This window comes from Modestobacter sp. VKM Ac-2984 (assembly GCF_026967985.1).
In the GTDB taxonomy this organism is placed as follows: domain Bacteria; phylum Actinomycetota; class Actinomycetes; order Mycobacteriales; family Geodermatophilaceae; genus Modestobacter.
Genome location: NZ_JAPVBJ010000007.1, coordinates 242582 through 254644 on the forward strand (window position 1 = coordinate 242582; position 12063 = coordinate 254644).

A 12063-nucleotide genomic window follows, 5' to 3' on the forward strand; every position below is an offset into this window, starting at 1 on the left:
CAGCGGGCCGCATCCAGCTCCCCGTCAGCTCGCGACCAGCAGGGACACAGGTCCTGCGGTGTACCTTTGTCCCAACGACGTCGCCCCGCGGCGGGGCGTCCCCCAGGGTCGCGGGCGGCGTCCAGCGACGATCAGGAGGGTCGACGGGCAAGCCGGGTCCACCCCGGCGCCCGGCCACGGTGTATGGAACGAAAGAAGATCTTCCGGAGCGTCTGGTTCTGGATCGCCATCGTCGTCCTGCTGGCCTTCGTCGGCTCCAGCTTCTTCCGCGGTGACCCCGAGTACCAGGAGGTCTCGACCTCCACGGCGCTCGCGCAGTTCGCCGAGGACAACGTCGACTCGGCCACCATCAACGACCGCGAGCAGACGGTCGACCTCGACCTGATCGAGCCGGTGGAGGGCAGTGACCAGGTCACCGCGTTCTACCCGGTCGGCGCCGAGGAGGACGTCTTCGACCTGGTCAGCGGCCTGGGCGAGGGTGAGGGCGTCGACTTCGACACCAACGTCTCCCAGGACAACCTGCTGGTCAGCATCCTGGTCAGCTTCCTGCCCTTCGTGCTCCTCCTGCTGCTGCTCTTCTGGCTGTTCAGCTCCATGCAGGGTGGCGGCCGGGGCGTGATGGCCTTCGGGAAGTCCAAGGCCAAGATCGTCAGCAAGGACACCCCGAAGACGACGTTCGGTGACGTGGCGGGCGCCGACGAGGCGATCCAGGAGCTCCACGAGATCAAGGACTTCCTGCAGAACCCGGTCAAGTACCAGGCGATCGGCGCGAAGATCCCCAAGGGCGTGCTGCTGTTCGGCCCGCCCGGCACCGGCAAGACGCTGCTGGCCCGTGCCGTCGCCGGTGAGGCAGGAGTGCCGTTCTACTCGATCTCCGGCTCCGACTTCGTGGAGATGTTCGTCGGTGTGGGTGCCAGCCGGGTCCGCGACCTGTTCACCCAGGCCAAGGAGAACGCCCCGGCGATCATCTTCATCGACGAGATCGACGCCGTCGGCCGGCAGCGCGGCGCCGGCATGGGCGGCGGGCACGACGAGCGCGAGCAGACGCTCAACCAGATGCTCGTCGAGATGGACGGCTTCGACGTCAAGGGCGGCGTCATCATGATCGCCGCGACCAACCGGCCCGACGTCCTGGACCCCGCGCTGCTGCGCCCGGGCCGGTTCGACCGGCAGATCCCGGTCGACCGACCCGACCTGCTGGGCCGGACGGCGGTGCTCAAGGTGCACGCCACCGGCAAGCCGCTGGCCGATGACGTCGACCTGGAGACGGTGGCCCGGCGCACGCCCGGCTTCACCGGCGCCGACCTGGCCAACGTGCTCAACGAGGCCGCGCTGCTCACCGCCCGCCAGGACGAAACGGTCATCACCGACGCCACCCTCGAGGAGGCGATCGACCGGGTGCTGGCCGGCCCGGAGCGCAAGACCCGGGCGATGAGCGAGAAGGAGAAGAAGGTCACCGCGTACCACGAGGGCGGTCACGCCCTGGTGGCGCACGCGCTCCCGAACACCGACCCGGTGCACAAGGTGACGATCCTGCCGCGCGGCCGCTCGCTGGGGCACACGCTCGTGCTGCCCACCGAGGACCGGTACACCCAGACACGTTCGGAGATGATCGACACCCTCGCCTACGCACTGGGCGGACGGGCGGCCGAGGAGCTGGTCTTCCACGAGCCGACCACCGGCGCCGGCAACGACATCGAGAAGGCCACCTCGCTGGCCAAGTCGATGGTGACCCAGTACGGGATGAGCGCGAAGCTCGGTGCCGTCAAGTACGGCAGCACCGACTCCGAGCCGTTCCTCGGCCGGGACATGGGCTCGCGGTCGGACTACTCCGACGCCGTCGCCGCCGACATCGACGGCGAGGTGCGCGCGCTGATCGAGGCCGCGCACGACGAGGCCTGGGAGATCCTGGTCGAGTACCGGGACGTCCTGGACCGGCTGGTGCTGGAGCTCCTGGAGCGGGAGACCCTCTCCCGGGAGGACATGGACCGGATCTGCACCGGGGTGGTCAAGCGCCCGTCGATGGCGCCGTACAACGGCTTCGGCAAGCGCACCCCCTCGGAGCGTCCGCCGGTGCTGACCCCGGCGGAGGTGGCCGCCGCGAACGGTGGGTCGCACGCGTCGACCAACGGCGAGCCGAAGCTGCCGGTCGGCGACGTCGGCGCCCCGGTCCAGGGCCGGTGAGCGACGCGGTCGGGGGCGTGGCCCCCGGCGGCGTGGCACCGAACGGAGCCGCAGCCGGTGGCGCGGTGCCCCCCGGGGACGACGGGCACGGCATCGTCCAGCGTGCACCGGTGGACGGCGTCGGCCTGGACCCCCGGACCGGCGACCCGGTGGCCGACCTGCCCGACGGGCGGGTCGACACGGCCCGGATCGAGGCCGCCGTCCGAGAGATCCTGATCGCGATCGGGGAGGACCCGGACCGGTCCGGTCTGGTGGACACGCCGGCGCGGGTGGCGCGGGCCTACGGAGAGACGTTCGCCGGCCTGGCCCAGGACCCCTTCGACGTCCTGGCGACGACGTTCGACGAGGACCACGACGAGCTCGTGCTGGTCAAGGACATCCCGATGTACTCGACCTGCGAGCACCACCTGGTGCCGTTCCACGGGCGGGCGCACGTCGGCTACATCCCCGGCAGCGACGGACGGGTCACCGGGCTGTCCAAGCTCGCCCGGCTGGTCGAGGTGTACGCCCGGCGGCCGCAGGTGCAGGAGCGGATGACCCGGCAGATCGCCGACTCGCTGTTCGAGGTGCTCAAGCCCCAGGGCGTGATCGTGGTCGTGGAGGCCGAGCACCTCTGCATGGCGATGCGCGGCGTTCGCAAGCCCGGCTCGTCCACGATCACCTCTGCGGTCCGCGGCATCTTCCGGGAGAACCCGGCGACCCGCAGCGAGGCGATGAGCCTCATCCTGCAGCGGTGACCGCGCAGTGAGCGCCGTGCTCCTGCCCCGCCCGGGCCGGTGCCTGGTGATGGGCGTCCTGAACGTCACGCCGGACTCCTTCTCCGACGGCGGGTGCTACGCCGACGCCGGCGCCGCGATCGCCCACGGGCTCCAGATGCACGCCGCCGGCGCGGACTACGTCGACGTCGGTGGGGAGTCGACCCGGCCGGGCGCCGACCGGGTCGACGCGGCCGAGGAGTGCCGGCGGGTCGTGCCGGTGGTCCGGGAGCTGGCCGCCGCGGGCGTGCGGGTCAGCGTGGACACCACCCGCGCCGAGGTCGCCGTCGCCGCCCTGGCGGCCGGCGCGGTGCTGGTCAACGACGTCAGCGGCGGTCTGGCCGACGAGGGCATGGCCCGGTTGGTGGCCGAGGCCGGGGTGCCCTGGGTGCTGATGCACTGGCGCGGGCACAGCCGGGAGATGTACGCGGCGGCGCGCTACGGCGACGTGGTCACCGAGGTCGGCGCGGAGCTGACCGCCCGGGTCGAGGACGTCGTCGCCGCCGGCGTCGACCCCGCCCAGCTGGTGCTGGACCCGGGGCTGGGGTTCGCCAAGAACGCCGAGCACAACTGGGCGTTGCTGGCGGGGCTGGACCGGCTGGTCGCGCTCGGGCTGCCGGTGCTGGTCGGGGCCTCGCGCAAGACGTTCCTGGGCCGGCTGCTGGCCGGTCCCGGAGGCGAGCTCCGTCCGGTCGAGGGCCGGGAGGCGGCGACCGTGGCGATCTCGGTGCTGGCCGCGCAGGCCGGTGCCTGGGGTGTGCGGGTGCACGACCCCGTGCAGTCGCTGGACGCGATCGCCACCCTGGCCGCCGTGCGGGCGGCCCCCAGCACAGGAGGAACCCGTGGCTGACCGGACGCCGGACCGCATCACGGTGCACGGCCTGACCGGGCACGGCTTCCACGGCGTGTACCCGGCCGAGCGGGAGAACGGCCAGACCTTCCGGGTCGACGCGGTGCTCGAGCTGGACACCGCCCCGGCGGCCGCGGACGACGACCTGACCAAGACCGTCCACTACGGCGAGCTGGCCCAGCAGTTGCACGCCGTGCTGGTCGGCGAGCCGGTGGACCTGCTGGAGACGCTGGCCCAGCGGCTGGCCGACGTGTGCCTGGCGTACCCGGTGGTGGACGCGGTGGAGATCACCGTGCACAAGCCGGAGGTCGACCTGGGCGTGCCGGCCCACGACGTCACGGTCGCGATCCGGCGCGCGCGCTGATGAGCCGGGCCGTCCTCTCCCTCGGCGGGAACCTCGGCGACCGGGCCGGCACCCTGCGGCAGGCACTGGTCACGCTGAAGGAGCACGGCCTGGTGGCCCGGTCGACGCTGTACGAGACGCCCCCGTGGGGGCCGGTCGAGCAGCCGCCCTACCTGAACGCGGTCGCCGTCGTCCGGGGTGAGCGGGACGCCGCCGGCTGGCTCGCCCTCGCCCACCAGCTCGAGCAGGCTGCCGGTCGCACCCGGGACGTCCGCTGGGGAGCCCGCACCCTGGACGTCGACGTCGTCACCGTCACCGCGGACGACGGGACGCCGGTGGTCTCGGCCGACCCGGCGCTGACCCTGCCGCACCCCCGGGCCGCGGAGCGGGCGTTCGTGCTCGTCCCGTGGCTGGCGCTGGACCCCGCGGCGACCCTGCCCGGGCACGGTCGGGTGGCCGACCTGGTGGCGGCGCTCGCGGCCGACGAGGTGGCCGCGGTCGTCCGCTGGGAGCAGCTGGCGTGACCTCCGTCCGCCGCCGGGACCTGGTGGCCCTCGCGGTCGGCCTGGCGTTGGCCAGCTGGCTGTTGGTCCGCGCCGGTTACGGCTCGCTGCCGCAGCTGCAGTGGTGGCTGCCGGTGCCGCTGGGCGTGCTCGCGGTCGCCGAGCTGCTCGGCGCCCGGGCGCTGGCGGCCCGGCTGTCCGCGCAGCGGGACCGCCGCCCGTCGCCGGGCCGGACACCGGGCGCCACCCGGCCGGTCGAGCCGATGCTGGTGGCCCGGGTGGCGGTGCTCGCCCAGGCCAGCGCCTACGTCGGCGCAGTGCTCACCGGCTGCTGGGCGGGGCTGCTGCTGCACACGGTGCCGCAGCTGGGCCGGCTGTCCGCGGCCACCGCCGACACCGTCACCGGCATCCTCGGCGTCGTCTTCGCCGCCGGGCTCACCGGTGCGGCGCTGTGGCTGGAGCACGTCTGCAAGATCCCGCCCGACGAGGACGACGCCGCCCCCACCGCCCGCGCCTGAGGCGGTCCGGACGGGCGGGAGGTCTCCCGCCCGTCCGGACCGCCGGCGGGTCAGGGCTGCTCGGCCAGGTCGGCGATCGAGGTGAGGCCGTACTCCTCGGCGGTCTCCCTGGTCACGACGATGGCGTCCTTGTCCTGGGCCTCCGACTGCTCGAGCACGGTCAGGTTCTCCGGCAGGGCCTCGGGGAGGGCGGCGTAGACCTCCTCGGAGCTGACCGCGGTCGCCTCCTCGTCGAAGTACTCCAGCAGCACGCCGGTGTACTCCGGGATCAGGTCGATCGACCCGTCCTGCAGGGCGGGCATGTAGACCTCCCGGCTGCCGATGTTGAGCTGGGTCTCGACCGTCGCGCCCTGGGCCTGCAGCGCCTGCGCGTAGATGTTGGCCAGGGTGATGTTCTCCGGGAAGTTGGCCGACCCGATGGTGAGGTCCGTCCCGGCGGCCTGGGTGCCCGTCGCGTCCAGCCCCTGCTCGGCCAGCCACTGCCCGGCGACCGCGGCCGGGTCCTGCCGGTCGATGATCACCTGCTCGTTGAGCGCGATGAGGTCCTCGGTGGTGAGCTCCGCGGACACCGCGTTCAGCACGGCGGTGACGCCCTCGGTGGCCTCCTCGGTGCTGATCAGCGGGACCACGTTCTGCGCGGCGAACAGGTTCTCCGGGTCCTCGAGGACCACCCAGTCGTTGGCCGCGATGTTCGGGTCGGTGGTGAAGACGTCGGCTGCGTCGATCTGGCCGTTGGCCAGCGCGTTGATGGTGAGGGGGCCGCCGGCGTCCAGGCTGCGGAACTCACCGAAGGTCACTCCGTAGACCTCCTCCAGGCCGGGGACGCCGTCGGGCCGGGTCTGGAACTCCGGCGGCCCCCCGAGGACCAGGTCGGCGGCGATGGTGTCGCCGCCCCCGGCGGGGGTGCTGGCGCTCCCTCCCGCGCTGCTGCTGCCGGACTCTCCGCACGCGGTCAGCGCGGTGAGCAGGGCGGTCCCGCCGGTCAGCGCCGTGGCGATCCTGCGGTTCATGGGGTCTCTCCTGGGGTCAGCCGCGGCGCGGCGCGCCGGGTCACTGGGTGCCGGGTGGCGGGTGCCACCCGCGGAACGGGACCGGGTCACCCCGAGGGGTGGTCGCCGGAGGGGGTCAGGGCAGCAGCCGGGGTGGTCGCCTGCCGTGTGGACCGGCCACCGTCGGGCCCGCCCCTCGGTGGCTGGGGACGCACCACGGTCACCGCCGCGCTGCGGCTGTCGCGGGTCGAGCGGCGGGAGAACCGGCCCGAGACGCCGCGTGAGACGGTGGCGCGCTGCAGCAGCGAGAGCGCCAGGTCGACCAGCAGGGCCAGCGCAGCGACCAGGACGGCGCCGCCGGCCATCTGACCGAAGTCCCGGCTGGCCAGCCCGTCGTACACGTAGCGGCCCAGGCCGCCGAGCCCGACGTAGGCGGCGATCGTCGCGGTGGCGATGACCTGCAGCGCGGCGCTCCGCAGGCCGGAGAACACCAACGGGAGCGCGTTGGGCAGCTCCACGCGGAACAGCACCTGCGGGCCGGTCATCCCCATGCCGCGGGCCGCATCGCGGACGGCCGGTGACACGTTGCGCACCCCGGCGTAGGTGTTGGCCAGGATCGCCGGCAGGGCCAGCAGGACCAGGGCGATCTCCGTGGGCACCAGGTAGACGGCGTTCCCGCGGCCGCTGATCAGCGGCGACACCATGACGTACAGGAGGATCAGCAGGCCGACCGTCGGCAGCGCCCGCAGCCCGTTGGCCACGGAGACCAGCCAGGACGCCCGGCCGGTGTGGCCGAGGACGAGCCCCAGCGGGAAGGCGATCACCGCGGCGATCGACAGGGCGATCGCGGTGTACGCCAGGTGCGCGGAGGCCTGCTCGACGATGCCGGGTGTGACCCGGGTGCCGGTCCAGTTCTGCGGGTCGTTGAGCCACAGGAGCATGTCGTTCATCGGGCCGCCGACACCCGCTGCCACGGGGTGAGGAGGCGAGCGCCGAGGACGATCAACCGGTCGAGCAGCAGCGCCAGCGCGACGGACAGCGCGATGCCGAGCACGATCGGCGGGTAGTAGGGGCCGGTCACCGACAGCTGGAACCCCGTGATGAACAGCTGGCCGAGCTGGGGGATCCCGATGGTCGCCGCGATGGCGACCAGGCTGACGTTGGCCACCATGGCCACGCGCAGGCCGGCGGCGATGACCGGGATCGCCAGCGGGAGCTCCACCGTCCGCAGCCGCTGGAGGCGGGTGAAGCCCATCGCGGTGGCCGCCTGCACAGCGTCTTCGGGGACGGCGGCCAGGCCGTCGGCGACCACCCGCACCAGCAGCGCGACGGTGTAGATCGTCAGTGCGACGACCACGTTCACCGGGTCGAGGATCTGCGTGCCCAGCAAGGTCGGCATGACGACGAACAAGGCCAGGGAGGGGATGGTGTACAGCAGGCCGGACACCGAGACGACCGGCGGGTAGGCCCATCGGTACCGGCGGGCCAGCCAGCCGATCGGGAAGGCCACCAGCAGGCCGATGACCACTGGGAGGACCGAGAGCCAGGTGTGCGCCCACAACAGGTCCAGCACGTCGGCGCGGTGGTCGGCGAAGTAGCCGAACAGGTCCCAGGGCGCCGAGCCGTTGTCCGGGCTCACGGCCTGACCTGGCCCGAGGGGTCCGCGGTCGCGGCGTGCAGGTGCTCCAGCACGGTGCCGGCACGGACCGAGCCGACGAGCCGTCCGCTCTCGTCGACCACCACACCACGACCGCTGGGCGAGGAGAGTGCGGCGTCCAGGGCCTCGCGCAGGGTGCCGCCGATCGGGGACAGGGTGCCGCCCAGGTTGAGCAGGCCGGGGGTGACGGTGTCGCCCGGAGCGGGGCCTGGACCACCGTCGGGATGGGCCCGGAGGTGCAGCCAGCCCTGCGGGAGCTCCCCGTCGTCCACCACGAGCACCCAGTCGTCGACGGCGACGTCGTGCGCCCGGGCCACCGGTGAGCCGAGGGTCACGGTCGGCTCGGTCGCCACGGCCACCTCGGCGGAGATGAAGCCCAGCGCCCGGTAACCGCGGTCACGACCGACGAAGCCGGCCACGAAGGGGTCGGCAGGGGTGGCCAGCAGGTCTGCGGGGGTGGCCACCTGGGCCAGTCGCCCGCCCACGGCGAGGACGGCGACGCGGTCGCCGAGCCTGATCGCCTCGTCGATGTCGTGGGTGACGAACAGGATCGTCTTGCCCAGCTCACCCTGCAGCCTCAGGAACTCCTGCTGCAGCTGGTCGCGGACCACGGGGTCGACGGCGCTGAACGGCTCGTCCATCAGCATGACCGGCGGGTCGGACGCCAGTGCCCGGGCGACGCCCACCCGCTGCTGCTGACCGCCGGAGAGCTGGGCGGGATAGCGGTCGGCGAAGGAGGCCGGCAGTCCGACCAGCTCCATCAGCTCGATCGCCCGGTGGCGCGCCTGCCGACGGCCGGTCCCGGTGAGCATCGGGACGGTGGCCACGTTGTCCACGACGGTGCGGTGCGGGAACAGCCCGGCGTGCTGGATCACGTACCCGATGCCCCGACGGAGGTCGGTGGCGGACACCGAGGTGACGTCGCGGTCGTCGATCGTGATCGTGCCGGAGGTCGGCTCGACCATCCGGTTGACCATGCGCAGGCTGGTGGTCTTGCCGCAGCCGGATGGTCCGACGAGCACGGTGATCTGGCCCGAGGGTGCGGTCAGGCTCAGTTCGTCGACCGCGACGGTCCCGTCGGGGTATGCCTTCGACACCGCGTCGAAACGGATCATCGGGGTCCTCCCTGCGGCTGGAGTGCACTGGGCCGGAGTCGACGGTGGTGGGTGGGCGGTGCGCTGCTGTGGGCGTCCGTCGTCCGCACGGAGATGGGTGTGGCCACCGGCACTCCTCGATCGACTGGCAGTTGCGGCACGTTCGACCGGTGCTGCCCCGAGGGGGTCCGCAGCGTGGGCACCATCGAAACACATCGCGTCGTGCACGATCGATCCCTCGGCGCCGACGTGCTCGTCCTGGGCCGGTGGTCCTTGCCCTGCGGCCGGTGGTCCTAGCCCCGCCGACCTCGCGGAGGGACACCCGGCGTGTACGGAGCGGAGTTGACCCGTGTCGGCGACAGTCGGCCGTAGGCTGCTGGCATGGGAGGTCGCCGCGACGACGGAGTCCCCGCCCGCAGCCCCCTCCCGCCCGTACCGCCCCGCCCGGCCGCCGTCCCGGTGACGCCGTCGGCCGTCGAGCCGGGGTCTGCGGCTCAGCGGGTGTGGTCGGGCATCGCCCTGCTGCTCGCCGTACCGGCCACGGCCGGGGCCTTCCTCACCGAGGACCCCCTGTACCTGCGGATCGCGCTGCTCGCCGTCTGCTGGGCCTTCGTGATCGCCGCGTTCCTGGCCGGCAGCCGGCGTGCCGACCGGATCGCCGCGACCGCCCGGGAGGCCGAGCTCCGGCACGCCTACGACCTGGAGCTGGCGCGTGAGGTCGCCGCCCGGCACGAGCACGCGGCCGAGCTGGAGAACCGGCTGCGGCGCGAGGCGGAGCAGGCCATGAGCGGAGAGCTCGGGCGGCTGCGCACCGAACTGGCCGGGCTGACGGAGCTGCGCGGCGAGCTGGGCGGGCTGGAGCAGCTGCGCACCGAACTGGCCGGGCTGGGCGAGCTGCGCAGCGACCTCGGCCGGATGCGCAGCGAGCTGACCGAGCAGCTGTCCGGTGAGCTGCTGATCGAGCGCATGGTGATGCGCGCGCAGTCCGTCCGCGGACCGGCGCAGACCGCCGACGCCGGTCGCACGGTGGAGGGGGCGCCGCCGGGGTGGGAGACCTCCGTGTGGACGTCCTCCCCGGCCGGCCCGGAGGCACCCGGTCGGTCCGGCCGGGCCCTCCCGGTGACGGTCGCCGAGGACCGTGCGTTCGGACTGCCCGAGGCGTCGCGGGACCGGCACCGGCCGCTCTCGCCGCTGGAGTGGCTGGTCGAGGAGGCCGTGCTCGAGCCGTGGGTCGAGCCGAGCCCGAAGTCGCCGCTGGCCTGGCTGGGGGAGAAGGCCCTCCTCGATGCGGCCGGCCGGCCGGCCGCTGAGGTGTCGGTGGTGCCGATGCCGTCCCGGCCGCCACTGCCCGAGCCCGCCCTGCGCGTGACGGAGCCCGAGCCCGCCCTGCCCGAGCCCGAGCCAGCCCTGCGCGTGCCCGAGCCGGCTGTACCCGAGTCCGAGTCCGAGCCCGCCCTGCGCGTGCCCGAGCCCGTCCTGCCCGAGCCCGCCCTGCGCGTGCCCGAGCCGGCGCTCCGCGTGTCCGACCTCGTGGCCGCCATGTCGGACTCCGTCGAGCCGCCCCGGCGTCGGCACCGCCGAGCCGCAGACCCCGACGAGGAGGGCGGCGTCACCCCCGCGACCGGCCGCCGGCGCAGCCATGCAGCGCCGGAGGAGCAGGTCGCGGCGAGCACCAGCTGGTCGGACTGGGCGGCTGTGTCCGCCGTCCCCAGGTCGGGCGCGCCGGCAGCGGCGGTCCCGTCGTGGGCCTCGCCCGCCGAACCGCCTGCCACCGCAACGCCGTCCGAGAGCCGGCCGTCCGAGAGCCGGCCGTCCGAGAGCCGGCCGTCCGCGGAGGACCCGTCCGACGGGTCGCCGGCCTGGGCGTCGTACGAGACGCCGTCCTGGGAACGGCCCTCGTGGGAGCCGCCGGCCGAGCCGGCCCCGACGGGCACACCGCTCGCAGTGGAGTCGCCGTCCTGGGAGTCGACTCCGTGGTCGCCCGCCCCCGTCACCCCGGTGGCCGCGGAACCGGCGCCCCGGGCGACGGCTCCGGCGCAGGGGCACGCCCGGCTGGAGCAGATCCTGGCCGAGAGCGGGGTCGCCGCGCCCAGCGGCGGCCGGTCTCGCCGCCGCCGCTACCGCGAGGAGGGCGAGGACGCCGGCGACGACGTCCTCGCCCGGGTGCTCGGCCGCAGCTGAACGGCCTCGCCCCCGCGACTCAGGGGACCTGCGTCAGATCGGGCCGCGGGACAGTGCGCCGCCGTCGAGGACCAGCGTCTGGCCGGTGACCCAGCCGGCCTGGTCGCTCAGCAGGTAGGCGGCTGCCTCGCCGATGTCCTCGGGCACGCCGAGCCGGCCGACCGGGTACTGGCCGCCCAGCTCGTCCTCGCGGCCGGTGAACAGGGCCTCGGCGAACCGGGTCTTCACCACGGCCGGGGCGACGGCGTTGACCCGCACCTTGGGGCCGAGCTCCACGGCCAGCTGCGTGGTCAGGTTGATCAGCGCGGCCTTGCTGACGCCGTAGGCCGCGATCCCCTCACTGGACTTCAGCCCGGCGACCGACGCCACGATCAGCACCGAGCCGCCGTGCTCGGACATCCACGCCTTCCAGGCCTCCTGGACCAGGCCCAGGCTGGAGACGACGTTGGTGTCCAGGATCTTGCGGAAGGCGTCCAGCGGGGCGTCCATCAGCGGGCCGAAGACCGGGTTGATGCCGACGTTGCCCACCAGCACGTCCAGGCTGCCGAAGGTGTCGATCGCGGTGCGGACGGCCTCGGCGCGGTGCTCGGGGTCGCCGGCGTTGCCGGCCACGGCGACCGCCTTCTCCGGGCCGCCGAGCGCCTCGACCGCCTCGGCGAGCGCGTCGGGCTTGCGCGCGGTGACCACCACCCGGGCGCCTCGCTCCACCAGGCTCTGGGCGATCGCCAGGCCGATGCCCCGGCTCGCGCCCGTGACCAGTGCCGTGCGTCCCTCGAAGCTGCTCACCGTGCTCCTCCTGCTCACCAGAGCCGGCTCCGCTGCCGGCCGACCCCACCCAATCACGGGCGGATCCGGCGCTGGCGACGACCCGGGTGAGTCAGGACACACCCCGGTGGCGTTGCCCGGGGCGGCCACGGGTAACAGACTCGCCATCGGCGGTACACCCGCGTGACACGTCCTCCGGGGCGGTTGCAGCAGGTGCTCTGCCG

The 12063-nt window shown here is 73.9% G+C and carries 12 protein-coding genes; 7 read left to right on the plus strand and 5 right to left on the minus strand.

Annotated features, from left to right (window positions below):
• Positions 1 to 183: 183 nt before the first annotated feature.
• The 6 genes from ftsH to O2W16_RS15840 all read left to right on the plus strand — a co-directional run bounded on the left by ftsH (position 184) and on the right by O2W16_RS15840 (position 5153).
• Complete coding sequence (ftsH, locus tag O2W16_RS15815) at positions 184 to 2184, plus strand: ATP-dependent zinc metalloprotease FtsH (protein ID WP_269159768.1); 2001 nt, start codon at positions 184 to 186, stop codon at positions 2182 to 2184.
• A 65-nt stretch (positions 2185 to 2249) separates the two neighbouring features.
• Positions 2250 to 2921 carry a GTP cyclohydrolase I FolE gene (folE, locus tag O2W16_RS15820; RefSeq protein WP_269159769.1) on the plus strand — a complete coding sequence of 224 codons (672 nt, stop codon included), beginning with the start codon at positions 2250 to 2252 and terminating at the stop codon, positions 2919 to 2921.
• Positions 2922 to 2928: 7 nt separating this feature from the next.
• On the plus strand, positions 2929 to 3789 hold the full coding sequence (gene folP / locus O2W16_RS15825; protein ID WP_269159770.1) for a dihydropteroate synthase: 861 nt from the start codon (positions 2929 to 2931) through the stop codon (positions 3787 to 3789).
• On the plus strand, positions 3782 to 4153 hold the full coding sequence (gene folB / locus O2W16_RS15830) for a dihydroneopterin aldolase (RefSeq protein ID WP_269159771.1): 372 nt from the start codon (positions 3782 to 3784) through the stop codon (positions 4151 to 4153). The genes folP and folB overlap by 8 nt, the downstream gene beginning before the upstream one ends.
• The gene (folK, locus tag O2W16_RS15835) at positions 4153 to 4656 is read left to right on the plus strand and encodes a 2-amino-4-hydroxy-6-hydroxymethyldihydropteridine diphosphokinase (protein WP_269159772.1); all 504 of its coding nucleotides are present in this window, start codon (positions 4153 to 4155) and stop codon (positions 4654 to 4656) included. Before folB ends, folK begins: the two co-directional genes overlap by 1 nt.
• Positions 4653 to 5153, plus strand: coding sequence for a DUF3180 domain-containing protein (locus O2W16_RS15840; RefSeq protein ID WP_269159773.1), 501 nt, complete (start codon positions 4653 to 4655; stop codon positions 5151 to 5153). Before folK ends, O2W16_RS15840 begins: the two co-directional genes overlap by 4 nt.
• Positions 5154 to 5203: 50 nt before the next feature.
• On the opposite strand, the gene O2W16_RS15845 is transcribed toward O2W16_RS15840, so the two are convergent.
• From O2W16_RS15845 to O2W16_RS15860, 4 genes are all read right to left on the minus strand, one after another.
• Positions 5204 to 6163 (minus strand): glycine betaine ABC transporter substrate-binding protein, encoded by a 960-nt coding sequence (locus O2W16_RS15845; RefSeq protein WP_269159774.1) that lies wholly within the window; start codon positions 6161 to 6163, stop codon positions 5204 to 5206.
• Positions 6164 to 6249: 86 nt separating this feature from the next.
• Positions 6250 to 7092: an ABC transporter permease gene (locus O2W16_RS15850; protein WP_269159775.1), complete on the minus strand. Its 843-nt coding sequence runs from the start codon at positions 7090 to 7092 to the stop codon at positions 6250 to 6252.
• Positions 7089 to 7781 (minus strand): ABC transporter permease, encoded by a 693-nt coding sequence (locus O2W16_RS15855; protein ID WP_269159776.1) that lies wholly within the window; start codon positions 7779 to 7781, stop codon positions 7089 to 7091. The genes O2W16_RS15850 and O2W16_RS15855 overlap by 4 nt, the downstream gene beginning before the upstream one ends.
• Complete coding sequence (locus tag O2W16_RS15860) at positions 7778 to 8914, minus strand: ATP-binding cassette domain-containing protein (protein ID WP_269159777.1); 1137 nt, start codon at positions 8912 to 8914, stop codon at positions 7778 to 7780. The genes O2W16_RS15855 and O2W16_RS15860 overlap by 4 nt, the downstream gene beginning before the upstream one ends.
• 360 nt (positions 8915 to 9274) lie before the next feature.
• On the opposite strand from O2W16_RS15860, the gene O2W16_RS15865 reads away from it, so the two are divergent.
• Entirely contained in the window at positions 9275 to 11074 is a 1800-nt protein-coding gene (locus O2W16_RS15865) for a DUF6779 domain-containing protein (protein WP_269159778.1), read from the plus strand.
• Between the two features lie 33 nt (positions 11075 to 11107).
• Here O2W16_RS15865 and O2W16_RS15870 read toward each other — a convergent pair whose 3' ends face one another.
• Positions 11108 to 11860 carry an SDR family oxidoreductase gene (locus O2W16_RS15870; RefSeq protein ID WP_269159779.1) on the minus strand — a complete coding sequence of 251 codons (753 nt, stop codon included), beginning with the start codon at positions 11858 to 11860 and terminating at the stop codon, positions 11108 to 11110.
• Positions 11861 to 12063 lie beyond the last annotated feature (203 nt).

Coding starts and splice junctions, on each gene's coding strand:
- folK (WP_269159772.1), top strand. CDS start 4,153: ATGAGCCGGGCCGTCCTCTCCCTCGGCGGGAACCTCGGCGACCGGGCC.
- ftsH (WP_269159768.1), top strand. CDS start 184: ATGGAACGAAAGAAGATCTTCCGGAGCGTCTGGTTCTGGATCGCCATC.
- O2W16_RS15860 (WP_269159777.1), bottom strand. CDS start 8,914: ATGATCCGTTTCGACGCGGTGTCGAAGGCATACCCCGACGGGACCGTC.
- O2W16_RS15845 (WP_269159774.1), bottom strand. CDS start 6,163: ATGAACCGCAGGATCGCCACGGCGCTGACCGGCGGGACCGCCCTGCTC.
- O2W16_RS15850 (WP_269159775.1), bottom strand. CDS start 7,092: ATGAACGACATGCTCCTGTGGCTCAACGACCCGCAGAACTGGACCGGC.
- O2W16_RS15865 (WP_269159778.1), top strand. CDS start 9,275: ATGGGAGGTCGCCGCGACGACGGAGTCCCCGCCCGCAGCCCCCTCCCG.